Raw genomic sequence first — 23,621 nt, 5'->3', positions numbered from 1 at the left:
CCGTCCGCGCACCCCGGCCCTCCCGGCCCCGCCGCGCATCCGCTGATGAGAACAGGCCGTCGAGACCAGGCATGACCGTCACCTCCTCCCCCACCGAGGGTGCCCCCACCGCTGCCGACGACCGCGTCGACCCCTCGCGCAGCGCCGGTTCCGACACCGACGGCGCACTGCCGGGAGGCCCAGCACCGGACACCGAGCCCGCCCCGGCCCGCGCGTCCACCGTCGCGACGGTCCTCGCCATCGCAGTGCCGCTCGCGGTGGCCTGCGCGGTCGGGTCGATGGCGTTCACGGGGGCGCTGACGGGCGACCGGTCACTGGTCGACGCCGGGAACTTCGTCGCCGTCAGCCTGCCGATCGCCCGCGCCGTGCACGACGGCATGGCCGCGCTCACCGTCGGGCTGCTCATCGTCGCCGCGTTCGCGCTGCCGGCCCAGCGCAAGGACCCGAAGCAGATGTCGCGGATCCAGCACCGCGCCGCACGGTGGGCCGCCGTGTCCGGGTCCGTCTGGTTCCTCGCCGCGGTCGTCGGGGTGCTCCTCACGGCCGCGACCACCCTCAGCGTGCCGTTGACGAGCCCCGTGTACGCGCGGAACTTCCTGGTGTTCGCGTTCCAGGTCGAGATCGGCGAGTCCCTCGTGGTCTCGGCGGCGGCGGTCCTCATCGCCACGGCGATCGCCGCGTTCGCCACCCGCGTCACGACGCTCGCCGTCGCCACGTGCGTCGCGCTGTTCGCCTTGCTGCCGCTCGCGCTCTCCGGGCACTCGGCGGGGTCGTTGCAGCACGCGAACGCGGTCAACTCGCTCGCGATCCACCTGGTCGGCGTGTGCGTCTGGGTCGGCGGTCTGGTCGCGGTGGTGCTCCTGCGCACGGGCACGAAGGGCGCGACGGGCCGGGTCGTCGCCCGCTACTCGACGCTCGCGGGCTGGTGCTTCGGTGCCGTCGCGTTCTCGGGGATCATCAACGCGTCGCTCCGGATCACCGGCCCCGGCGACCTCGTGACCACGCCCTACGGCTGGCTGATCACGATCAAGGCGACGATCCTCGTCCTGCTCGGGATCGCGGGCGTGGTGCAGCGTCGCCGACTGGTCCCGGGCCTCCTGCGGGACCCGTCCGACCGGCGCCTGTTCGTGCGGTTCGCCCTGGCCGAGATCGTGTTCATGGCGATCGCCATGGGCGTCTCGGTCGGTCTGTCGCGGAGCCAGCCGCCGGTACCGCAGACGCCGGTCGTGGGCGACGACGCCCGCAGCGGCCTGATCGGGTTCCCGTACCCGCCCGCACAGACCCTGCACACGTTCCTGACCCAGTGGCAGATCGACTGGGCGTGGCTCGCCGTCGCGGTGACGATGGCCGTCTGGTACCTGCTCGCGGTCCGCAAGCTCCGTCGCCGCGGCGACAAGTGGCCCGTCCACCGGACGGTGGCGTGGCTGCTCGGATGCGTCCTGTTCATCTGGTTCACGAGCGGTGGGCCCGCGGTCTACGGGATGATCCACTTCTCGAGCCACATGATCCAGCACATGGGTCTCATGATGTTCGTGCCGCTCCCGCTCGTGCTCGGCGGCCCCGTGCTCCTGGCGCTGCGGACCCTGCCCGTGCGGAACGACGGCAGCCGGGGCTCGCGTGAGTGGCTCATGCTGTTCGTGCACTCCCGCTACATGCACTTCCTCGGGCAGCCCGCCGTGGCGGGGACCCTCTTCGCGGGCTCGCTCATCGTCTTCTACTTCACGCCCGCGTTCCAGTACGCCATGCAGTCCCACGAGTGGCACGTCGTGATGGTCGTGCACTTCATCCTGAGCGGGTACCTGTTCTTCTGGGTCTTCATCGGGGTCGACCCGGGGCCGAAGCGTCCGCCGTACCCCATCCTGATCATCGCGCTGCTGGCCACGCTCGCCTTCCACGCGTTCTTCGGGGTCGCGGTCATGACGAGCTCGGACGTCTACGCGCTCGACTGGTACCACGCGCTCGGGCAGACGAACGACGCCGCGCTCCTCGCCGACCAGCACACCGGCGGGGGGATCGCCTGGGGCGCCTCGGAGATCCCGATGGTGCTCGTCGCACTGCTCGTCGTCCGGGGCTGGATCCAGTCGGACGAGCGAACCGCCAAGCGCCTCGACCGGCAGGCGGACCGTGACGGCGACGCCGAACTCAACGCGTACAACGAGCGGCTCGCGGCGATGAACGGCCGTCGGGCTCCCGGCGCTGGGGACCAGCGGTAGCACCCCGGCCGCCTTCCGCTGCGCCGAGCGGGGGAACCGGCGGCCGGGGGTCGTCAGCTCCCGTGGACGATGCAGACCGCGTCGAGCGCTCGGGCTGCCTCCTCGGCGGCGGCGACCCCGGCCTCCCCGTCCGGCCCGTAGGGCGCGACGGCGTCGACCCACCACAGCGGTACGGGCAGCGGGGGCGCGTCGGGCAGGATGCGCTCCACCTCGCTCGCGGCGTCGACCCGGTGCACACCGAGGACGCTGATCACGGGGTGATCGGCGTCACGGCAGACCTGGAGCACGGAGCCGTCGTCGAGAGCGCGCACGCCCCAACCGTCCGCGTGCGCGACGATCGCTTCCGCCACCTCCCGCAGGTCGACGGGCTTGCGGGAGAGCAGGGTGACGTCACGGGGCACCGGCGCCTCCGAGCGTCCGTGCATCGTGCTCGTCGAGGGCACCCTCGGCCTGCGCGGGCTCGAGCGGGCCACCGCCCACGAGCGTCAGGAAGCGGTCCTCGTCCATGCGGTCGAGGAACGCCTCGAGCGCGTCCCAGCCGGAGTCGAACCGGACGAGGAGACCCTCGTGGCCGTCCGACCCGAAGGTCTCGATGCGGGTGTCGGCAGGCGGCCAGTGGCCGCTGCGGTCGAGGAACGCCGTCGCCTCGGGGCCGACGACGACCGCGGCGGGCTCGGGCTCGCCGTACGACACCGCGCGGACCATGTGGTCAGCATCGCCGTGGCGCCGCATGACGACGCCGAACACCGGGACGACGTCGTTCGCGACCTCGCGGACGGCGTCGAGCACGGCGTCCACTCCGCCGTCCGGCTCGGTGACCATGGCCGAGAGCGTCTCGACCACGAAGCCGTTCGTCATGTGCGCGGTCATGGTGGCCGCCATGCCGTCCCCGATCGCGTACGAGGTGCTGACGTCCGGCGCGCGGTGCTTGGCGTACTGGGTGACGACCCAGCGGTCCCACGGCACGGTGAGCGGCTCGGCGGTTCCCCATCGCTCCGGGCAGCTGTCCGCCGCGTCGCAGAGCGCCTCGAGCGCACCGCCGACGTTGATCTCGCGGTCGGGGTGGTGTCGGAGCGTCAGGTCGATGCTCACCTGCGGGACGGCGTGCGGGGCGACCGGGTGCTCGGGCGACGGTGTCCCGGACAGTTCCGGGCCGCGGAGCACGAAGTCGTCGATGGAGGTCGCGCGGACCCCGGTGCGCCCGTCGCGCAGGGAGCCGTCGCGGTCCGTGACGGCCCATGCCGCACCGTGGGCACCGAGGGCGTGCCGGAGCGCGGGTGTGATCGCGGCGTCGGCCTCGGTCCGGAGCACGACGAGGCGTTCGCTCGTCGCGGCTCGGGCGAGCAACGACGCGAGGGCATCGGTGAGCCAGACCACCGGGGCACTCGACTCGACCACGATCGCCGGTCCGACGACGTCGTCGATGAGTGGGTGTCTGACCATCCGCTTCGCCTCCCGAGTGCTGCTCACGGGCCGATGGGCACCGAGCGCAGGGAATCGCTCGGCACCGTGGACGGTACACACGGACGCTCGGCGTGTCCGTGGAGCACGGCCGCTCCCAGGGATCCTGGAGGGACGTCCCGGAGGCGGCCCGAGCATCCCGGCTGGCACGGGCGCCCCGCTCCGCGTGCCGACGTGCGGCGATCGACCGGGAGGCCCCGCCCACCTCGTGCGCGCGGGTGCCGCGCGCATCCGCTAAGCTGGCTCGAGCCTCCGGGCGACGCGAGTGTAGTTCAATGGTAGAACTCCAGCTTCCCAAGCTGGTAGCGCGGGTTCGATTCCCGTCACTCGCTCCACAGCGCCCCGTGTCGACCTGTCGTTTCTCAAGCCAGATGAGACTCCTCTGGGAGTAATTGAGACTCCAGCCCCGGAATCGGGCGCCGGGTCGAGCTTGCGACCCCGCGCAAGCTGGCACCGCCCATCGCCTGGCACGGCCTCAAGGAGCGCGCAAACCTCCTATCGCTCGGAACCCGTCGCCGTCGCCGTCCATCGCGGAGGCTCGGGGAGTACCGAGCGCGACGATCAAACCTCGGCGGCATCCTCGCCTTAAGGGTCGAGGGCACCCGGTTCTTGTCGGTCTCCGGATCCAGCACGGGCACGGCGAAGTACCGCGGCGACAACGGGAGCGTCCTTGAACCAGCACGTTCGGGTCGCCCTCAAGGTCCTCGACTCCGAAGGAGCGCAGCCGACAGAAGCGCTGGCACTGGCACTGGCACTGGCGGTCCTGCGATACGCGTCATCGGCGTCCGACACCATCACGGGGGCGTTTCACGGGATGTTCTCGCGGTTCGCCAAGGCTCTCTAAACTGCCTGGTCAGCGCTCGTCACTCAATCGGTTGGCTCGTAACTCAGACAGTCGTCTCGTCGTTGAAACCGTTGATCGGCCGGGAGGGAGTCGTCGAGGGCTCTACGACCGCTGGCCTGGCTGCGCCGGCTCGTGGCCGCGAAGACCCAATCGGTTCGCGGGATTAGCTGCCGATGTACCGCGCCAGCGACGCCCGCTCGCAGCAGTTGCGGCCAAGACGAGCGAGGTAGCGGGCCTCCTGCCTAATACCCACGCCATGGGAAGTCGTTGGTCGTTAGGCCGGTGTCGCCGACGAACCAGTCGTATGCGGCCGCCATGGTGTCGAGTACCGCTGTGCCTGCGATATGGGCTCGGTAGATCTCATCCTGGCGCTGAATGTCCTTGGTCTGGATCCGATTTCCTACCCAGTCGCGGAGTACGTCCTCGAGCGGGCGGTAAGCGAGGTGTGTGAGCGTGGTTGGTAGGCGCATTGGGAGGACGAGTCTGGGAGCTTGCTCTACCGCGACAACAGCACCATGCGTGACCGCATTGCGAACAAGGCGGATCCCCGGCAGCAGACGGCCACCTGCACTATCGTCACGTCTTCGCTCGTATTCGGAATCAACGGCGCGAAGCTGCTCGTCGAGCGCGCATGCCCAGAACGCAGAGGTGCCGACCGCTGAAGCGCCGTCAAGGGTGTTGTTCGTGTTCTCGAGGAAGACGAGCGCGTCGCGAAGACCGCTCAGGCCGACGTGGATGTTGGTGGTCATATCGAGGGATCCTCTCGCAGCGTTGCCGCATCGCGATAGCCAGTTCCGCGGAGCAGCGACCAGCGGGCGGACGGCTCAGCTTGAATAGCCACCGTGATTGAGCTGTTCAACTAACTTCCTAATGACTTCGACGGCAGCCGCAGGTCGATAAGATCACGCGATCTCGACGTAACGATAGAAGTTGAACTTGGTAGCAAGCGTCATTGGCCGGAGTCGGCCGTGCTCGCGTGACCAGACGGATTCCAGGCGCCGCCAAACCAAACCATCCTCACGTTATGATATGCGGATGACTGGCACCCCAACACCCGGAGACGTCGCCCGCCGCCAACCTGCCGAACTCGGTGAAGTCACCGAGGGCCACGCCGAACGCCTCCGGGCGTTCGCCTTCTTCCACTACCTCGCTCCTCACGGAGCCGTAGTCACGCTCGAGCCCGGACAACTGGGTCGGCTCGCGTGGCAGGAGACGCTGCAATCGCTTGCTGATCTTGCCGAACCGGAGGAATGGACCGGCTCAAACCCGACCGGTCGCCCCCTCCCGATCCTCGACAGCTTCCTCAGCTACACGTATCGGCGCCTGGTGATGGAGGACAAGATCGCCGTGACGCCCGACGGGGAGCACGCTGCCTTCAACACCGGCCTTCTCACGCCGTATGCGGAAGAGATCTTCGGCTTCTTCCGAAGGAACCAGCGCGAAGGTGCACAGCGCTGGTACTTCGTTGGCTGGCTGCCCGAGTCGCACAGGGACGTCCTCCGCCACTTCGGCGAACCGCCGCAGATGGCTGAGTACGTTACCGCTGCGTCGGAGCTTGTCTATGACTGGCGACGGGAACTGAAGCTTGCGTACGACCACATCCTTAGCGACAACATCGAACGGTTCCCCCCAGCGATGGCCGCCCAGCCGGCGCGAGCGAGGCAATCGCTCGACGCCGCGATTCAGATGACGTTGCGGCGCGTTCGCCGCAATCACAAACTCGTAATCCCGCAGTGGTACCCCCGTTTCGGAGACGCGGGGGCGCAGTTCCTGATGCCGCTCGACTTGACTGGCGACGGCGACGCAGACCTGGCCCTCGTTGTCTCAGCCGTAGGCGATCGGGCGTACCGCGGGCACACGGTGCTCACGCTCGATATGGCGTACACCAATGCCCGTCTCGTCGCCCGTCCCGAGAGCGAGTGGTTGGCGCCGAGCGCTTCGGCGCATCCCGCCGCGGACGAAGCGTATGAGGGCGACAAAGAGTTGCCCGCGTAGCAGCACGCCGAGCGTGCGCTCTACCCATCGCCGCTGTCACCCCACGCGTCCGTCGCGAGGGTTGTTGCGGAAAGACGGAGAGACGGGATTGGGGGCACGTGTCTCTCCGGCTGGGCGGGACGACGTGTTGAGGGGGGGACAACGCCCCCGCGCTCGGTTCAAGCCTAACGCTCGCGTGCCACGCCGTGTCCGATCGGCAGGAGGGGGGACAGGGGCCTCTAGGCACATGCTCGCCTTTCGCTAGAGTGGGCGGGATGGAGCCGCTGCAACGAGTGACGTTGCCAACAGTGCAGGTACTGAACGTGCTGCTGTGCGCTGAAAGCCGATCTGGGGATTGGTGATCGTTCAGCAGACCGGGCGTCCGGCCGGAACGGTTTACCCGCTACTCGGTCGCCTCGAACAGATGGGCTGGTTGACGTCTCGCTGGGATGACGACCAGGCCAGGCGTGGCCCGCGCCAGCGCTTGTACGAATTCACGAGGTCTGGTCGACAGGCCGCTGTGAATGCCGCGGCGGCGAGGTCGCCCGGCTGACACGAGTACGCGGACACGGAGCGTTGATCTCACCGCATCAGAAGCCTGCGAGCGATTTCGCAGTCCAGTTGCGGGTCTCGGTCGATGCGTCTCCGCTTCAACGTGAATGCCGTTTGCGGGATTACGACGAGACGGATGTCGTGATCTGCCAGGGCTTCCGCTCTTCGCGCATCGTAGAGGCGGCGTTGCTCACGCCGCGTGACCCCGGACACGGTTTGACGGGCGTCAAAAAGAGGCACCGCGTCGGTGTGCTGACGCTCGTGGAACTCCACGGCGATGTTCGCTTCGGGCCAGTAGCCATCGACAGGGAGTGCCGACCGCCGTCCAGTGCGGGGTGAGAGGTCGCCTCGTAGCCAGTCGAAGCGCTTCTGCCGCTCGGACTGCTCCCGGAGCACCTTGTCGCACAAGCCGAGCACGTAGTACTCATCACTGGCGCGCCGATCACCCATGAACCCGCTCCACTCCAATCATCCTCGTGCTCCGATCGGCTGGGGGCTCAAGCCCAGGACCCTTCGGAAGCGGCCGTTTCGTAGGCGTCCTCCCAGCCTCGGCCGAGACCTACTCGTGCGTACCGCTCTGGATCCGCTTGTGCGACGTCTAGCTCCTCCTGCAGACGACGCTCCGACTCCCACGGATCGACGGCCCACTCCTGTATACGGGCGAGTGCCCGATCCTGCCACTTGTCTCGATACTGCACCGCGAGGTCGTCCGCGTGGAAGCGGTACTTCTGGGCTGCACCACCCGGGAGATCGTGGGCCGTCAGCGCGTAGAGGAGGGATGCGCCGGGAACGGCGCTAACGCCTAATGCTGCTGCAGCTTCACGACCAAGTCGCAGCGCGGCTGACTCTGGCGGCGGCGGTCCGTCAAGCGGACGGGTCACCATCGCGGATATTCCATGAGGCCGCGAAACGTGGAGCCACTCGATCAAGAGGCATCCTTCCGCCGCAGCTTCGCGCAAGACGTCCTTCCGGCTCTCCTCTCGGTCGCGTCGGTCTTCGTCTGCTCGGCGCGCCAGCTCGCTGTCCTTCGCGAGTTGCGTTGCCTGACGGTTGATTCGCAGCGCAGCGATTGCAACGACGACACCCGCCCCTCCAGCGGAAGCCGGGATGACCAGCTCCGTCCACACGTCCCACGCAGAAATTGCCACGGGGCCAGTCTGCCGCGCGTGCGAGCCTCGAACAGGCCGACCTCGAATCGTTCCGCAACCGACTACCGTAGGAAGATGACCGGCGCCACGACCTCGGCTCTGCTCGAAGCGCTCGGCCCACAATCCGCAAGCGACTCGCTCGCTAGCCAGCGAGCACGATTCCATCAGTCGTGGTTCCGGGCGAGCGTGTTGAAGGTGGAGTACGGAGCGTCAAGATCCACGCGCGGTCGTCTCTCTGGGGCGGTTCTCGACGAACTGAGCGGAGCAGCCGGACTGAACTTTGTCGACACCGTCACACACTTCGCGTTCCTCGCACGCCACGCAGAAGGATGGGGCGTAGACCCAGTGCAAACGTCTCGGCACTTGGTCTCAAGTCAGGCCCTCATGTTCAACATCTTTGCCCCGCTCCTGCAGCGACCGGACCACTTTCTGGAGGTGCTGTCGTTAGCGTGCGGGCGATCGGACCTCGTCGAGCTGGTCAGCTTCGCCTACGAGTACGCCCCATCCAACCGGGGTGATTACCTGAACGACATGACCCGCATCGACGCGATTGCTCGAGTGAGGACGACGACGGCGTCGGAGACGATCGCCTTTGAAGTGAAGTACGTCGATCGATTCAACTCCCGAGTACTGGATCTACATGCCAACCCGAACTATGAGATGCTCCAGCGCACTCGCCGCTGCTGGCGCGACGTGGAACTGGTTTGTGCCGTCCCTCGACTCAATCAACTCACGCGCGTGCATGCGTTGGCAGCTAGCATCGCGGCCCAACACGGCGACGAGCGGTTGACCCTGATCGGACTTCACCGATCTGCCGACGTCAATGCCGGCTCGATTCTGCGGGAGTACGGCTCCCACGCGACGGACACTATCGTTCCAGTGACGATCGATGCTTGGGTCTCAGCGATGTCGGCAGTCGTTGGAACGACAGCGTCGCAGCTGGCTGAGCGGTATCTGCGGTACGAACACAGCGAAGCGCTCTGGCGGGAGTTCCGCGGCCACTCGGCGTGACGCGAGCACGCTCAGAGGCTGACGTCGCTGTCCGATGCGCAAATCGGTGTTAGCGCTGCGCTCAGTAGCTCTCGAATACGTTCTTCGGCGAAGGTCATGTTGCTCGGCAGGAACGGCAGCGCCCCGACACGGACAGAGCGGATCGACTGCGCCAGCTTTGCCGACTCGAAGCCGTCAGCATCCCTTGCGTCGAGCGGAAACAGCGCGACCGCCTCCGCAAGCTCCAGCTGACCGTTTGCCGCAATCGCATCGCGGTAGCGGTGCAACGCGTTAATCGCATCGGCCGGTGGACCCGGCTGCCCATACTGATTCACGTATGCAGGGGACGAGTCGACCCGGTATTTCGCGTCGAACACGATGACGCGGTTGAATTCGTCGCCGGTCACCTCCACCACAATGTCTGGCTTATGGACGCCAGTCGGTCGGCTGTAGATCGGGTTGTAGAGCACCCGCACTGTTGCGTTCTGGGTCCGGAAGCGCACCGCGCTGGCGTGTCCCTTCGCCAGATTCACACGCCACCCGGCTTCTGAGAGCGTGACGAGGTCCGCCAGATCTGGCTGCGCATCCAGAGATGATCCGATGATGCGCACCACCGAGAGGAAGCACCACATCTCATAGAGGTCGTGAACGTCTACCACTGACAGCTCGACGGCGCCGCGGTCCACCGTCAGTGCTTGCTTCAGCTCCAACAGGATCCGCGTCGCGTCGGCGTATCCGATGCCCGTCGTCAGCTGCAGCGAGCTGAACCCCGCTGGGACGGCTCCACCATGCTGGAGCACCGGTAAGCCGAGGAGTTCGCCGGCCTGCTCATGCAGGTCTCGTAGCTCCTGCAGCTCTTGCGCTAGCCGAACCGAGTAGCCGTACCGGGCTTGGCTCCGACCGAGCTGCTCCCGCACTTGCCTCGCCACCACGGCGAGGCCGTGGTGCAGCGCGTGTACCTCCCGGCTCAACCAGCGGTGCTCCGGAGTGTCCAGAGACGCCACCGATGAGCGGGCGGGGAGGAAGGTCCGGATCTTCCCGAACGATGCTGCTGTCTGCCAGGCTCCCCTGCCCGTACCACGGCCGATTGCGCGGATTGCTTCTCTGTCCGACCCCTTTACGTGAGTGGCGCGCTTTTCACTTACGGCTCGTTGCAGTGCGTGCTGTGGTTGTCGCTGCACCAGCCGCAGTGCGACGCCGAGGTCGGCTATGCGGTTCCGCACCAGCGTCGCCCAGCCGACCGTTGAGGGGTTCGCCCCCTGCTTCGCACTGCCGAGGCGGTGCGTGGCGCGAAGATACTCGAGCACGAGCGCTTCATGCATCTGGCGTGCCGCGAGCAGCATCGCCTCGTAGTCGCTCTCATAGTCGACCTTGGTAGGTCGAACGTCGAGCCGGATTGAAACTCGCGCTCGTCCTGTTGCAACGACGAGTTCTACCTGGCCAACCTGACGGTGGAAGTTGACAGGGCCTGAAACGATCGGGCCGAAGGGCTCGACGCGCGCGAGCAAGAGCGGATCTCGGGCCCACAATCGTGGTGGCACGCCATCATCGGATGATGCTCGCAGCGTGTACTCGACATCCTCGTACAGTGCGAGAGCGGAGCGCTCCACGATTTCGACTCCGCCGACTCGAACCGCGGTGGCTCCAACAACGTCAAGCTTCGTGGGCGGAACGCCCTTGGCGTGCGCGAAGTGGCGGGGCGCCGCGCTGATCGCGAGAAGAAGGCCGTCGGCTTCTACTTCAAGGATCGTGCTTCCCATCGGCGTCAGAGCCAGTAACTGGTGAAGCCAGTTCGACGCAGCCGCTGCAGCATTACGTCGAGCCGCTGCGCGACCAGCGGGAAACCGGCCGTTCCACCGCCGACTGTCGCGTCGTCGCTTCGGTCGGGTGTGGCCCACTCGAACAGCTGCTCGAGGACATCTTCGAGGTCCGCAGCTGATCCCTGCAGTCGCGGCAGCACCTTCATCGTCAGGGCGAGATCGAGCGGGTCTATCTCATCGCCCGCTGCTGCCACGAACTGGTCGCTGTAGTCGGCGGCGGCGAGGCAGAACAGCGCGATTTCATCGCGAACGCGGTACCCAATTTGCAGCTGTGCTTGCATCAGCGGTCGGTTGATCGCAACGAGGGTCGAGATCACCCGGCTGACGATGGCATCGTCCGGGCTTGGGTACGCGGCGAGACTTGCGCTTGCCACTTCCCACATTGATCTCGGCCAGACACTTGTCGGCACGTCGCTGGCGACCTGAGGGAGGACTTCGAGGTCCACCTCGGAGAACTCGATCACGAACGCGCGATCGAGGACCTTCTTGGAGAACCCGAAGGTGGACTCGTCCATGTTCACGGAGCCGACGATGCACAGGTTCCGTGGAAGACCCACGGACCCCCAGTCGGTTTCGTCTTGGGTTGGGGCGTCGGGCAGCAGCGGCTCCGAGGTGTACGGACCATCGCCGATGTGCCGGTCTTCAATCCGGCTGAGTACCTCCGCGAGGTAGTACTCGACGCGTGCGAGGTTCATCTCGTCGAGAACGAAGAAGTGCTGCTGGTCAGGGTCTGCCGCCGCCGCAGCGCATGCTCGAAGCAGCGAGCCCGGGACGAAGGTGTTGTCGATGCGTGTGTAGCCGAGTAGCTCGGTGCTGTCGTTCCAGTCCGGACGTACGGGCACGATGGTGGCGTGCGCGCCGGTGGCGTCGGCGACGAGTCGAGGGAGTTTGGTCTTGCCGGTGCCGCTGATACCGGCCAGGATCACGAACGGCTTCGTACGAACCGCCGTCATGAACGCCGCGATCTGCCACGGCCTGAACGTGAACCCGGCATCGTCGATGCTCGTGACGAGGGCGCTGAGGCCTTCGTCAAGTTCCTTTGGAGCGGCCAGTGCCGGCGTCGACGCTCGGGCGGGGGCCGATGTCGCTGCTGGCGGCGGCGGTAAGTAGCTGTCCGAGCCTGCTGGGCTGTCCGCGAGTTGGTCGGGCAGGAGGAATTCCCTTGCCGCCGTGACGTCGTCGAACAGCGCACGCACCTCCGCGTCGTCGACGGAGTGCGCTGCACGGAAGTACGTCGTCAACGTCGACGTATTGCGTTCAGCTGCCCATCCGGGGACCGTTTCCAGGTCGGTGAAGCGCAGCCACCACGCCGCAACGTCAGTCAGTCGAGCAGGCGTACCGGGCTTCGCGTCGGTGAAGTGTCCCCGCAGCACGTCGGCTGGCTGCGGTTCCCATCCGAACGTCATCGGACTGATGTTCGGGATACGCCGGAAGGGGAAGTCAAGCAGGGCTTGATTGCCGTTGACGCTGTCGGACGGACCGTTTGAGTTCCACTTGACCTTGCGGTAGCCCTGAGTCTTGGTCTTCGTGCCAATCGGCACGAAGTAGCTCCATGGGTCCTGGGGCTGATCGAGACGAGCCCATTCCGAGATGGCCTCCTGAAAGAGTGGCGCGCCGATACCGGTGACCACCTCGTACCGACCTGTCCGCTCGTGCTCGAGGGTGGCCGCACGCTTGAAGATGAAGTAGTCGCAGGCCCTGCTGGCGAGCGAGGAGGCTTGCAAGCGCTGCACGACGTCTCGAAGGTACGACGCCGACAAGTACTCGCTCACGAGCCCCCCTTGAGTTCTCAGACCGTCATGTCGCCGTCCGCGATCGCGCGAAGGCGGTCCTCCGCAATCTGGCAGTATTCCTCGCTGAGGTCAATTCCGATCGCTCGTCGACCGTGCTTGCGAGCGAAGGTCATGGTCGTCCCCGATCCGTTGAAGGGGTCCAAAACGACACCATCATTCGGGACGGTCGCAAGCACAGGGATGCGCACCAGCTCCTCCGAGAACGAGGCGCGGTGCTTCGTGCCCCCAGCAGACTTCGCTGCACTCCAGGTGCTCAGCGGCGGCAGGATGCTGCCGGATGGCATCGTGCGGCCTACGGGGTGCCGGTCGTAGTAGTACCAGCGGCTTTTCGTGAAGTGGAACACGTACTCGTGTGACGCTGATGATCGATCTCGAACCTGGTCGGGGACGGGATTGGGCTTGATCCAAACGTTGTCGTTTCGGACCAGCCACCCCTCGTCCTGCAGTGCAATCGCGAGACGGTGTGGGATCAGAAGCTGCTGCTTGGGGCGCGCCCATCCGCCATCGCCGGGACGGTCCTGTGGGCGGACACCGAAGCGACGCGCGCCCTGCTTTGCTTCGACGCTCTTGTGTGCCCCCTTGCCGCTCCAGTAGGTATCTCCGATGTTGACCCAGAGCGAGCCGGTGTCCTTCAGCAGTTGGAAGCACAGGTCAAAGACTTCGACGAGATGTGCGATGAACTCACGAGGATGCGCTTCGAGTCCGAGCTGACCGTCCACCCCGTAGTCTCGCTGCCCGTAGTACGGCGGAGAGGTCACGATCGCGTCGACCTTGATGCCGGAGTTGATGAGCTGGCGAAGGCGCTCCTTCACGTCTCCGAGGAGCAGCACGGAGCGGTCATCGGCGAACGGAGCGTTCTCCCGGACCGCGTCCGACGTGAACAACTCCTGAGGTGTGGCTTCCGGCGAGAGCGCCCGGTTTGCCGGGGTCAGCTTGAGGCGTCCGTCGCGCATCGACTGGCTGTGCGGAGGGACGACGAAGTTCTCAGCGGTCAAAGTCATCTTCTCTCCAGCCGGTACTGATGCCAAGGTGGCGTTGAGCGATCGCGATGTCTTCCAGGCGCATGATCTGGTCGCCTCGAAGCACGCCAGCGAGACGGTCGTACTTCTGGCCCGAGAGAGTGGCGTACTCGCGGATGGAGCCGCACTGCCGCTCCGCCTGGTCGCGGATCTCGTAGGCGATGAGGTGCTGCAAATGAGCGGCGCCAAGCTGGTCCGCATTGACCTCGCTCACGTCGCGCCAGCGGAGGCGCAGCGCTCGACCGAACCCTCTGGGTTCCAGCGCAAGTGTTCGCGGTTGATACCGCGGACTGGTCATCGCTGCCTCATGGTCCAATGGTAGCAGTGTGAATCTCGCGGGAAGTACTGCTCCCATCTGCCATGAATTAGCCAAAGGACCAACTCTCGTTCCACACAGCTGAACGTGCGGCCCGAGATCCGGGTCAGTCACAATTGTGGGGTGAGTGATGAGCTGTCTCTGTTCGATGATCCCGACGTCCGGCCTGCGCAACCTGCGCCGATGACCGACTCTCAGCGCCTTGCGATCCGCAGCGCGTTCGCGCGGCTGGGGATCTCGACAGCACGAGAGCAGTTCGATGTCGTCGAAAAACTCACCGGTGAACGCATAGCGGCGGTCAGCGATCTCACGGAGACCGCGGCTCAGTCACTGATCTACGGCCTTCAGAGCAAGGTGCGCCATGCTGGGCGCGCGAATACGGGTAACTCATGGGCGGACCGTGATGAAGACACCTGGATCGACAAGCTCTGAGCCAGGTGGCACGCTTCGGGTGAGAACACGCAGCCAGCTTCCTCCGCAGGGCAGTGGCCGTCGCCGAGAAAACCGAGAGACGATCGGGATGCAGCGGTCCGACGCCGCTCGATAGCCGATCGGCTACCGGACGGGTTGCGAGTGTCAGCGAGCATGATTCATCGAACCGCGACAGTGATTTCGGCAGCGGCATCGGTCAGAGTCTGCCCGTCGCCGACGCGTATCGCGCGCGTGCCGACTGCTTGAGCTCCGGCGATCTCCGCAATCGGGTTGTCGCCAAGCATCCATACGTCCTCACCAGCGCTGGTGAGCTGAAGCGCGTACTGGAAGATGCGGGGGTTGAGCTTCTCAGCGCCAATCAGCGCGCTTGTCACAGTCGTGTCGACCACTGGCCCCAACCCGAGCGCAGTCGCGAGTGCGGGGAGCCCTGGTGCGTGGTTGCCGAGGATCACGTTTTCTCTTGCGGCGTCAGACGCTCGCCAGGCGAGGTGGTGGCTGTACCGCCGCGTTTCGGATACCGTGCAGAGTAATTGACTGAGGGGATCCCAATGCCTGTCACGCCACTTGAAGCCGCGACGGACGTCTTGGACCGAGCTAAAGCCCTGCTCGCGCTCGAGACCTCAACGACTGCGGAAGACGTGCGTACAGACATCCGTCGGCTGGCCCGGTCGATGGCCTCAGCCTCGATCGATACTTTCCTCCACTGGCGTGTGGCTCGAGTAGATCTGTATGCACCGCTTCCCAAGGAGCTGCGCAAGCTAGATATCCCGTTCGGAGACCTCAGCGCGATGGCGCGTGCTGACGTGCTTGCGCGCCAGCAGAACGTTGCGAACAAGCCGATCGTGAAGGCTCGTAACGTTCTTCGCGAGCGCATCATCCGTGACACTTACCAGTCGAGCCGGGGCGTAGAGACCGCGTTGAAGATGTGTGGTGTCTCGGACTGCTGGAGCAAGCTCGGCTCAGACCTAGGGGAGAAGAAATCGGACATCATTGACCATTTGAACACATTGGCGCATCGCCGTAATGCAATTGTTCACGAGGGTGATATCCAAAGGAAGTCAAAACCTCACCACATTACGCACCAACCACTGAAGCGTACGGAGATTGACAACGAGCTCGCATGGGTGCGTGATTTCGTGGAAGCTATGAGTCGAATCGTCTAGTTCGCGGATCAGCAGGCGAGTCTAGGCCCGGTCCGATGGAAGCCGAAAGCAAGCTGACCTGCGCCCCGTGCGCCCCGATGCGCTAGGTGTACTGCCCAGGGAGGTTGGTCAACCGAGTGATCGGTGACCGGTTCCCGATGGCGGTGTGGGGCCGGTGGTGATTGTAGTGATGCAGCCATGCCGGGAGGGCGTTCCGGCGGGCGTGCTCGGTCGGGTAGTGCCGTGAGAACGCCCACCCGTCGGCGAGGGTGCGGTGGAAGCGTTCGATCTTCCCGTTGGTCTGCGGCCGATAGGGGCGGGTCTTCTTCGGCGTGATCTCCAGCTCAGTGCAGGCCTCGCGCCAGGCGTGGGACTTGTAGGCAGAGCCGTTGTCGGAGAGGACCCGCTCCACCCGGACACCGCGTGCGGCGAACCACGACACGGCCCGCCGTAGCACCCCGATCGCGGTCGCTGCTTTCTCGTCGTCGTGGATCTCGGCGTAAGCGACGCGGGAGTGGTCATCGATCACGGTGTGCACGAACGCGGTCCCGATCAGCGGGCCGCGATGCTTGCTGCGGCCCTTACCGGGCGTTGCTGACCGGTTCCGCCCACCTTGCTGTCGGCCGACGTAGCGCCAGCCGCCGCCATCGGGGATGTTGCCGAGTTTCTTCACGTCGACGTGGATCATCGCGCCCGGACGTTCGTGCTCGTAACGGCGCACGAGTTCGCCGGTGCGGATGTCGATGTGGTGCAGCCGGTTCACCCGACAGCGGGTCAGCACGGCGTGCACTGTCGAGGCCGGCATGCCGAGTTGCCCGCCGATCCCAACGGGACCGAGGCGCTTTCGCCAGCGAAGTGCGACGACCTTCTTCACCAGCTCAGGGCGGGTGCGGTTCGGGGACCGGTGCGGACGGGACGAGCGGTCATGCATGCCCTCGGCGCCCATGGCCGCATACCGGTCGGCCCAGCGCTTCGCGGTCGGCCAGGACACGTGGAAGAACAGGGCTGCGTGCCGGACTGGCCAGCCGTCATCGACGATCAGACGACCTATCCGGAGGCGTTGGCGTGGTGTCAGGGCAGCGTTAGCGTGGGACACGAGGACCTCCTGCGGAGAGTGTGTGAACTAGACAGCTCCACTCCACTGCAGGAGGTCCTTCTCACATCCCAACGACTACAGCGAGTCGTCGCAACACAACCAACGTCCCTGGGCAGTACAGCTAGGCGCGCACAGCGGATGGGGTGCGACTGAAGTTCGCTTTGGTGCTACACGAAAACGAGAGGCGACGCAGGCTACTGCTACGTGCGAACAGCTCAGCCTGACCGGGACGCCGTTGCGGGAAGGAGCGTGGCCGCCAAAGAGCCCTCGCTTCGCCCCTATGACGTTTGCCGTCGGGATCGGTTCGAAGCCCACCCCGGTGAACGCAGCAACCCCAGTGTTTCGTGGAGCACGTCGGCGAGCCGTCGACATAGATGGTACGCAAGTGTCATCAACCCGCCTCGATAGTCAAGCGGCGGTGAGCCATTAAAGCTCCAGCACGTTAGCTGCCTCGCCGCGTTTGCCTTCTAGAGGGTACGCGAGCAGTAGCACACAGCGTCTCGGGTGACAGCAATTCCCCATTGAAATCGTCCGGGGCGGATCCGAACGAAGACCCTGACGTCGCGACGGATGTCGATTCTTAGGAAACAGACGCGCTGCTGCCGGCGTCTGCATCGAGTTCCGGCGTCGGCAGATCCCCCTTTTCGTCTTCATCGAGCGACTCGAGCGCCTCACCCAACGCAGGGATCTGAGCCGTCATCGGTTCGGTGAACCAGTACCCGTCGTCCCGACGCTCGATCGCGCGTACATCAAGATGCTCGTATGGGAGCACTGGACGACCTGAGATGGACAACCCATCTTCCGTCCGCACTGCGAAGTGCTCGACACGAATCGATCGATACACTTTTGCCACCTGGATCGGCCCTCCGACTGAGGCCTCCTCCAGCGACGCGTCCTTCGTCTGCCGGTACAGGTACTCAAGCGGGTGGTAACCGAGCGGTCCGGAGATCGCGCCCCGGTTGTAGTCGCGCGCAAGTAGCCCCTGCAGTCGCCAACCGCCATCACCGATCTGGGTAAAGATCGTTCCTCGTCCTGGGGCTCGGAGGGCCTGAGGGAGCTGTTGCGGCGAAGCGATTCCAACGAACCGCCACGCCGTTCGGTCAAACGCGTAACGGTAAGCACGGAAAGCGTTCTTTTTCCAAGACCATCCGGCGAGCAAAAATTCGCAGTGAGGCGGTTCCTTCGACGCTGGCCCCTTGGCCTCGTCAAGGACCACGTTCAGAACACTCTCGAGGTGCTTGGCGAACTGTGGAAGGTCCAGCGTCCTTAAGGAGGAGCCGCTGTATGAGCGGGTCGTCGCTACTGCCTGGAATACGAGCGGCAGGGCTCGCCACGTGTGCCCCGCGAACGCCAGGACGGCATCGTCCCGACCGATGTCAAAGATTTTGGCGCAAGCATCCCACTCCTCGCCTCCGCCTAGCCGACTGTCGCTCGCGACCACCATCTCGGAGCGCTCGCCAACTCGACGTTCCCAGGCTGCAACCGAAGTCATGCCGACAACCTATCGCGCAAGTTCCTCCCGGTTCAGGAGGCGCAGCATGTGTACTTGGCCTCAAAAGAAGGCGGCTCGGGACAAGTTCGCTCAACTCCTCATGCCTGGTGTCCGGTTCCGCGGAGACAGCTAACCACTTACAGCTGATGTCCGCCTTCGCCCTGCGTTTGAGTGAGGATCCTCTAGCGGTCGGCTACTCCGGTGTTTCCGCACGTCGAACCTGAGCTATTCGGCGCGGTCGCATCAAATGGGGTCGTCTTTGTCTCACTCGTCTTCGCCCGCCGCCCACGTCTCAGCTATGAACTCGGTGACGGTTACCGTCGCGTTGAAGAACAGTCGAGCGTGACGACGCTCAGCCGGGCTCGCTTCCGCGCGGCCGTGGCCAGTTCCCATCGCGTTGCGCGCTTCAGAGATGTTCTTGACGACGGAAGACAGGTTGCGAAGAACCTGCTTCACAGCCTCAGAAGCCCGCGAGTCCCCCGGGACCGCGTTCGAATGGATGCCTAGTCGACGCGACACCTGGCCGTACAGTGCTGGGACATCATCTCGATCGCTGTACTGCTCTCCGAACCGTTGAAGGACTAGCTTGAGTTGGGACTCGATCAGCTCTTTGCAATGAGCAATCGCGGCCGCGGGGTCGGTCTCGATGTCACGGCGGAGACGCCCAAGCTGCTGATCTAGGACGAATCGATCTACCACGTCAGGGGCTGTCAACTCAATGCGGCTCGGATCGTGAACACCCATACGTCGCCGGTACGCGTAGTAGATGCTCTCGCCGACATGGTGGTCGTCGATGAACTCCCATCCGGTGGGAGCCAACACAGTGTTGTACTGCGCGGCCATCAGCGCGGTGACAGCAGGGTCCGGTTGGGTCCTCGGCCGCAACGTGTTCAGCAGGAACTTCAGGAACTCCTCATCCGAGCAATTCCACAAGTTGAACCGCGGATCGCCGAAGACCCAGTCGTCGTCCCAGTCGCGGTTGCGTACCTGATGCTGATGGATGTCCTCGGCCGCAGTGGGGTACGCCGCACGGCCATCAGTTGAGGGCATCTGACGGAGGTCATACAGACGAGCGAGGAACTTGTCTTCGTCTTCCTGGCCCGCCCAGTGATAGCCGGTCTCAGACATCCAAGCGGACAGCTCAACTCTTCGTTCACGGTCGATGAGGTTTAGGGATGGCACGCGCTGACCCTATATGGAACGGCTCGCAGCAGTGCGAAACCCGCTCCTGTCCAAACTGGCTGAGCGGGATGAGCCCCCTATGCCCGCGAGTGGTTTTCCGGCGACCGTCGTCCACCGGCCAGCGGCGGACCGCCAGCGCGCTGAGCGTCGGTGGGCCCCACATAGCCCGTCCGATCGGATTCTCACGGACCTGCCTCTAAAGGACGCCGCTATTCGTCAGGCAGATCGCTTCAGCTCGGGAGGTTGTGGCGGAGGTCGTAGCCGGTGTCGGCGAGGAACTGCAGCCGGTCGCGGACCTCCTGCAGGGCTGCGGCGTCGTCGTCGTTGCGCATGTCGGCGCGGAGGAGCGTGTTCGCGGTGATGATGTCATCAGTGCGGTCCGTGTAGCCGGCAGCCGCTGCGGTGAGAACGACGGTGGGATCGGCGGGCCGGATGAGCTCGGTGCCGGCGAAGCCGATCGTGTCGGGTTGGAAGCCGAGCGCGACCATGTCGACTTCCTGTTCGGTGAACGCGACGAGCCGGTACGGCATCTCTCGCTTGCTGATGGCGGGGTAGCCGGGGCGGTCGGAGATGGCGCGGCCAGAGATGCGGCATCCGACGCTGATGAGCCGTTCCGCTTGCTCGACGAGCGGCAGGTCGGATGTCCACCGGGTCCGGGTGCCGCCTGGTCCGGGGTAACAGGCGATCGCGAAGGCCACGAGTCCGCCCACCTGGCGTGATTCCCAACCGATGTCGGTGCGGTGCACGCGTTTCCCGAGGCGTGCGAGCGCGTCGTCAACCTGTCCGGGAGCCAGCCCGGCCCGCACCAGCGCTTCGAAGGTGGAGCCGTTGACGGCAAGTATCCGCGCGACGGCGAAGGCGACGTAGATGGGGGCGGCGTCCTTCCACCGCTCCTTCGTCCCGAGGGCTTGTCTGCCGTCGAGCCAGACGCGTCGCCGGTCCACGTCGACCAGCAGGACCGCCGCCGTCTGCTCCGCGAGCGCGATTTGCGTGGCAGTGACGGTCCGCGGTGCCAGGAGGAGCAATTCCGCGTCGTTCGGGTCTTCGTCGCGGGGGCGCTGGGTCAGCGTTGGGAAGCGTGCGCGGCGGCCGTCGGCGAGGCGGATCGTGTCGTACGTCTCGACGACCGCGCGAAGCCCCGCGCAGTTTCAGGACGGTGAGGGTGTCGGTGAGGTCGGTGGTGTCGCCGAGCCCATACGGCATCGTGATCTGCGGCTGACCTGTCCCGGGTTTCCCGGACGCTCTCTTTGTGTTGATCATGCCGCGGTTTCGGCGGCGGTGTAGAGGTTCTCGAATTCGATGGGTGAGTAGTAGGCCAGCGCGGAGTGGCGTCGGGTGGGGTTGTAGAACGCTTCGATCCACTCGAACATCGCCGACGCGAGCTCGGCGCGGGTGGGCCAGTCGCAGCGGTCCAGGAGCTCGATCTGCATCGAGCCGAAGAGCGACTCCATCAGCGCGTTGATGCTCCTATAGTTGTCAACTCGCGATCTCGCCGGTCGCCGGGTTCGCTTTAACGAGGTGATAGACCTCGCGGATGACGTATCGCTTCAGGCAGCGGATGATGTCGCGTTTGCTCTTGCCTTCTGCGGTGCGGCGTTCGACGTAGCGGATGGTGGGCTCGTGGAACCGCATCCGGACGATCACGGTGCGATAGATCGCGGCGTTGAGCTGACGGTGGCCGCCGTGGTTGATGCGATGTCGTCCGCTGGTCATCCCGGACCCGGTCGGGACGGGGCTGATGCCGGCGAGTTTCGCGAATGCCGCCTCGGAACGGATCCGTTCGGGATTGTCGCCGGCGACGATGAGGATCTCGGCGGCGGTGTCGGCGCCGACGCCGAACCGGTCGAGGAGGTCCGGCGCCACGGCCCGGACGAGGTCCTTGATCATCTGTTCCAGGTCTGCGGCCTCGGCGTGGAGAGCTTGCCAGCGGCGGGCGAGGCTGCGCAGCGCGTGCCGGTTGGCGTCATCGACGGTGTCGATGCCGCGCGGTCGGAGTGCGGCGAGGTGTCGGGCGAGCATCTTGCGGGACTTCCCGGCCATCTGCTCGCGGAGGTCGTCGCTGGAGTGCACGAGCATGGCTTTCAGCGTGATCATCGTCGAGGAGCGGTCCTTGACCGCGGTGTCGTGGACGACCTTGAGCTGCCGGATCATCTCGACGGCGCCGTCGGCGGTCTTCGGGACCGCGGTGGCGAAGCCGGCAAGTACCGAGCGTGCCGCGTTCTCGGCGTCGAGGGTGTCGGACTTGCCGTTCAGCCGTCGCAGCCGCCGGTCGGGACGAGACACTTCCACGACCTCGTGACCGTTCCGGCGGAGAAACGACGCCAGTGCGGAGCCGTACGAGCCGGTGCCCTCGATGCCGAACGCGATGATGCGCCCGAACGACGCCGCCCAGTCCAGCAGCCGCTGGTAGCCGCCGTGATCCGTCGGGATCGTCAGCGAGTCGAGGATCCCGCCGACGGGGTCGATGACCGCGGCGACGTGAATGTGTTTGTGGGTGTCCACGCCGATGACGACGTGACCCGATCGTGCCGGTGCTTCCGGTGCCATGCTGTGCTGCCTTCCTGCCGGTCATCGTGAGGTTCACGCTGTCGCCGGCGGGTGGACAGGACTGTCATGGGGACGCTCGCAAAGTCAGCTCCAGGCTCCTATCAGGTCACGCCCGACCGGCGGCAGTGCTTCATACGCCGCCCGGCCGGGCGGCCGACAGATCAACGCAAAGACACCAGAGGGTCATTCGTAAGCAAGGGTCAGGCCGCCGCGGCCAGGACTTCCAGATCGAGTCTCGACCCAGCAGAAACAGACTGACAGTCATACGCGGACGCGACCTGTCCCATTGAGCCGAGGAGCCCGGCTTCGCGGAGCCGGCTGCCGAATAACCATGACGTGAATTGCGCTCCACGATCCGAGTGGACGATGGTTCCCGTGGGCTGGCGGCGCCAGGTGGCCATCTGGATCGCGTCGACCACGAGTTCGGTGCGGAGGTGGTCCGCGATCGACCAGCCCACGCAGCGGCGGGAGAACACATCGATCACCGCCGCGCAGTACACCCACCCCTCGCCGGTGCGGTGCTGGGTGATGTCGGTGACCCACAGCTTGTCCGGCGCGTCTGCGGCGAACACCCGCTTCACCCGGTCTTCGAACACGGCCGGCAGCCGGCCCGAGCCGCTGGTGCGCCATCTCCGATGATGGACTCCCTGCAGCCCGGCAAGGCACATGAGCTTTTCGACCCGGCCGTGCCCGATCCGGCGCCACTGCCCGAGAACCAGCTCCGCGTGCACCCGACGGACCCCGTAGGTGCCGCGAGAGCGAACATGTATCTCCCGAATCTGGTCGATCAGGTACGCGTCGTCTATGTCGCGGTCCGAGGCACGGCGGGATCGCCACTCGTAGTAGCTCGACGGCGAGACTTGCAGGACCCGGCACGTCACCGCGACGGGCACCCCGTCATCGGCGAGCTCGCGGACGAGCCGGAACCCTATTTTGGGAGCACGTTCTCCCGCGCGAAGTGTGCGCTGGCCCGCTTCAGGATCTCGATCTCCATCGCTTGCACCCGGTTCTCCCGACGCAACCGAACCAGCTCAGCTCGTTCGTCACGGGTCATCCCTTCGGCGCGGCCCTCTTCGACGGCCGCTTCGCTCATCCAGCGGCGCAGGCCCGACTCGCTGATCCCGAGGTCCTTCGCGATCTCACGGACCGGTTTCTCACCCTGCCGGGCAAGCGCCACAGCGCGGCGACGGAACTCCTCAGGCTTCGCAGCAGGCATCACGGACTCCTTCTCCGGGACGATCATCGCCCCAACTCAGGTGTCCGGGAAACCCGGGACAGGTCGCCCCAAACCAAAGCGGGTTCGAGAACCCCAGCACACATCGCGGGCCACAGGGCGAAACGAGACAAGGCTCGACAGCTCCAACTTCGAACACACCGCTCAGACAGCGTGAAGCGGGTCCTCGCTGCTGGACTCAGGACACCTGCCGCAGCCGAGGAAGGGCATGCGCGTCTTACAGGTACTGACAACATCTCAGGAGTGCCCTAGGTTGGCTTTCGTGCACGTACGATTGACTGGGCCGCCAGCTTCCACCTTCACCACCTGCGGGGGTAGGGGGTACCTGAGCCACCCGCATCACAGAGAAGTCGGTCGCGCGTCCGA

Annotated in this window: 25 protein-coding genes and 1 tRNA gene; 8 read left to right on the top strand and 18 right to left on the bottom strand. The window is 65.5% G+C overall.

Going from position 1 to position 23,621, the window contains the following annotated elements:
- Positions 1-71 precede the first annotated feature (71 nt).
- Positions 72-2,213, top strand: coding sequence for a bifunctional copper resistance protein CopD/cytochrome c oxidase assembly protein (locus DEI94_RS02315; RefSeq protein WP_111027621.1), 2,142 nt, complete (start codon positions 72-74; stop codon positions 2,211-2,213).
- A gap of 53 nt (positions 2,214-2,266) precedes the next feature.
- Here the strand turns inward: DEI94_RS02315 and DEI94_RS02310 are convergent, their stop codons facing one another.
- Entirely contained in the window at positions 2,267-2,614 is a 348-nt protein-coding gene (locus DEI94_RS02310; protein ID WP_146242778.1) for a hypothetical protein, read from the bottom strand.
- Positions 2,604-3,656, bottom strand: coding sequence for a DUF6177 family protein (locus tag DEI94_RS02305; protein WP_111027619.1), 1,053 nt, complete (start codon positions 3,654-3,656; stop codon positions 2,604-2,606). The genes DEI94_RS02310 and DEI94_RS02305 overlap by 11 nt, the downstream gene beginning before the upstream one ends.
- 279 nt (positions 3,657-3,935) lie before the next feature.
- On the opposite strand from DEI94_RS02305, the gene DEI94_RS02300 reads away from it, so the two are divergent.
- A tRNA-Gly gene (locus tag DEI94_RS02300) sits at positions 3,936-4,009 on the top strand.
- Positions 4,010-4,344: 335 nt separating this feature from the next.
- Positions 4,345-4,518, top strand: coding sequence for a hypothetical protein (locus DEI94_RS02295; RefSeq protein WP_181441889.1), 174 nt, complete (start codon positions 4,345-4,347; stop codon positions 4,516-4,518).
- Between the two features lie 242 nt (positions 4,519-4,760).
- Here DEI94_RS02295 and DEI94_RS02290 read toward each other — a convergent pair whose 3' ends face one another.
- Positions 4,761-5,267: a hypothetical protein gene (locus tag DEI94_RS02290; RefSeq protein WP_111027618.1), complete on the bottom strand. Its 507-nt coding sequence runs from the start codon at positions 5,265-5,267 to the stop codon at positions 4,761-4,763.
- Positions 5,268-5,553: 286 nt separating this feature from the next.
- Here DEI94_RS02290 and DEI94_RS02285 point away from each other — a divergent pair, with 286 nt between their 5' ends.
- Both DEI94_RS02285 and DEI94_RS19725 read left to right on the top strand, forming a co-directional pair.
- Positions 5,554-6,513 carry a DUF3825 domain-containing protein gene (locus DEI94_RS02285; RefSeq protein WP_181441888.1) on the top strand — a complete coding sequence of 320 codons (960 nt, stop codon included), beginning with the start codon at positions 5,554-5,556 and terminating at the stop codon, positions 6,511-6,513.
- Between the two features lie 337 nt (positions 6,514-6,850).
- The gene (locus DEI94_RS19725) at positions 6,851-7,045 is read left to right on the top strand and encodes a helix-turn-helix transcriptional regulator (RefSeq protein ID WP_220038818.1); all 195 of its coding nucleotides are present in this window, start codon (positions 6,851-6,853) and stop codon (positions 7,043-7,045) included.
- A 29-nt stretch (positions 7,046-7,074) separates the two neighbouring features.
- Here DEI94_RS19725 and DEI94_RS02280 read toward each other — a convergent pair whose 3' ends face one another.
- Positions 7,075-7,494 carry a hypothetical protein gene (locus DEI94_RS02280; RefSeq protein WP_111027631.1) on the bottom strand — a complete coding sequence of 140 codons (420 nt, stop codon included), beginning with the start codon at positions 7,492-7,494 and terminating at the stop codon, positions 7,075-7,077.
- Between the two features lie 47 nt (positions 7,495-7,541).
- On the bottom strand, positions 7,542-8,192 hold the full coding sequence (locus DEI94_RS02275) for a hypothetical protein (RefSeq protein ID WP_146249566.1): 651 nt from the start codon (positions 8,190-8,192) through the stop codon (positions 7,542-7,544).
- Positions 8,193-8,267: 75 nt separating this feature from the next.
- Here DEI94_RS02275 and DEI94_RS02270 point away from each other — a divergent pair, with 75 nt between their 5' ends.
- Entirely contained in the window at positions 8,268-9,203 is a 936-nt protein-coding gene (locus DEI94_RS02270; RefSeq protein WP_146249565.1) for a PGN_0703 family putative restriction endonuclease, read from the top strand.
- Between the two features lie 11 nt (positions 9,204-9,214).
- Here the strand turns inward: DEI94_RS02270 and DEI94_RS02265 are convergent, their stop codons facing one another.
- The 4 genes from DEI94_RS02265 to DEI94_RS02250 are packed head-to-tail and all read right to left on the bottom strand — an operon-like array spanning position 9,215 to position 14,028.
- Positions 9,215-10,942 (bottom strand): DUF2357 domain-containing protein, encoded by a 1,728-nt coding sequence (locus DEI94_RS02265; RefSeq protein WP_111027615.1) that lies wholly within the window; start codon positions 10,940-10,942, stop codon positions 9,215-9,217.
- 5 nt (positions 10,943-10,947) lie between these two features.
- Positions 10,948-12,774: an McrB family protein gene (locus DEI94_RS02260; protein ID WP_111027614.1), complete on the bottom strand. Its 1,827-nt coding sequence runs from the start codon at positions 12,772-12,774 to the stop codon at positions 10,948-10,950.
- A 17-nt stretch (positions 12,775-12,791) separates the two neighbouring features.
- A complete protein-coding gene (locus DEI94_RS02255; RefSeq protein ID WP_220038817.1) occupies positions 12,792-13,796 on the bottom strand; it encodes a DNA-methyltransferase in 1,005 nt (334 codons plus the stop codon).
- Complete coding sequence (locus DEI94_RS02250) at positions 13,780-14,028, bottom strand: hypothetical protein (protein WP_111027613.1); 249 nt, start codon at positions 14,026-14,028, stop codon at positions 13,780-13,782. Before DEI94_RS02250 ends, DEI94_RS02255 begins: the two co-directional genes overlap by 17 nt.
- 225 nt (positions 14,029-14,253) lie before the next feature.
- Between DEI94_RS02250 and DEI94_RS02245 the strand changes: the two genes are divergently transcribed.
- Positions 14,254-14,562, top strand: coding sequence for a hypothetical protein (locus DEI94_RS02245; RefSeq protein ID WP_146249564.1), 309 nt, complete (start codon positions 14,254-14,256; stop codon positions 14,560-14,562).
- 158 nt (positions 14,563-14,720) lie between these two features.
- Here DEI94_RS02245 and DEI94_RS02240 read toward each other — a convergent pair whose 3' ends face one another.
- Complete coding sequence (locus DEI94_RS02240; protein ID WP_111027611.1) at positions 14,721-15,014, bottom strand: HAD-IA family hydrolase; 294 nt, start codon at positions 15,012-15,014, stop codon at positions 14,721-14,723.
- Positions 15,015-15,110: 96 nt separating this feature from the next.
- Between DEI94_RS02240 and DEI94_RS02235 the strand changes: the two genes are divergently transcribed.
- Complete coding sequence (locus tag DEI94_RS02235) at positions 15,111-15,725, top strand: hypothetical protein (protein ID WP_146249563.1); 615 nt, start codon at positions 15,111-15,113, stop codon at positions 15,723-15,725.
- 82 nt (positions 15,726-15,807) lie between these two features.
- On the opposite strand, the gene DEI94_RS02230 is transcribed toward DEI94_RS02235, so the two are convergent.
- From DEI94_RS02230 to DEI94_RS02195, 8 genes are all read right to left on the bottom strand, one after another.
- A complete protein-coding gene (locus tag DEI94_RS02230; RefSeq protein WP_284183510.1) occupies positions 15,808-16,800 on the bottom strand; it encodes an IS481 family transposase in 993 nt (330 codons plus the stop codon).
- Positions 16,801-17,380: 580 nt separating this feature from the next.
- A complete protein-coding gene (locus DEI94_RS02225) occupies positions 17,381-18,292 on the bottom strand; it encodes a hypothetical protein (protein ID WP_146249602.1) in 912 nt (303 codons plus the stop codon).
- Between the two features lie 264 nt (positions 18,293-18,556).
- Entirely contained in the window at positions 18,557-19,474 is a 918-nt protein-coding gene (locus DEI94_RS02220; RefSeq protein ID WP_146249601.1) for an abortive infection family protein, read from the bottom strand.
- A 230-nt stretch (positions 19,475-19,704) separates the two neighbouring features.
- Positions 19,705-20,499, bottom strand: coding sequence for a hypothetical protein (locus DEI94_RS02215; RefSeq protein ID WP_111027873.1), 795 nt, complete (start codon positions 20,497-20,499; stop codon positions 19,705-19,707).
- Between the two features lie 231 nt (positions 20,500-20,730).
- Complete coding sequence (locus DEI94_RS02210) at positions 20,731-20,925, bottom strand: IS3 family transposase (RefSeq protein ID WP_111027872.1); 195 nt, start codon at positions 20,923-20,925, stop codon at positions 20,731-20,733.
- A 25-nt stretch (positions 20,926-20,950) separates the two neighbouring features.
- Complete coding sequence (locus DEI94_RS02205; RefSeq protein WP_111027871.1) at positions 20,951-22,021, bottom strand: IS110 family RNA-guided transposase; 1,071 nt, start codon at positions 22,019-22,021, stop codon at positions 20,951-20,953.
- A 200-nt stretch (positions 22,022-22,221) separates the two neighbouring features.
- On the bottom strand, positions 22,222-22,914 hold the full coding sequence (locus DEI94_RS02200; RefSeq protein WP_284183726.1) for an IS3 family transposase: 693 nt from the start codon (positions 22,912-22,914) through the stop codon (positions 22,222-22,224).
- A 35-nt stretch (positions 22,915-22,949) separates the two neighbouring features.
- Positions 22,950-23,237 (bottom strand): transposase, encoded by a 288-nt coding sequence (locus DEI94_RS02195; protein ID WP_181441920.1) that lies wholly within the window; start codon positions 23,235-23,237, stop codon positions 22,950-22,952.
- Between the last annotated feature and the right edge of the window lie 384 nt (positions 23,238-23,621).

The organism is Curtobacterium sp. MCBD17_040, from assembly GCF_003234805.2.
Classification (GTDB): domain Bacteria; phylum Actinomycetota; class Actinomycetes; order Actinomycetales; family Microbacteriaceae; genus Curtobacterium.
Note: the sequence above shows the minus strand (reverse complement) of the source record. Positions and strands in the feature narration are given on the sequence as shown.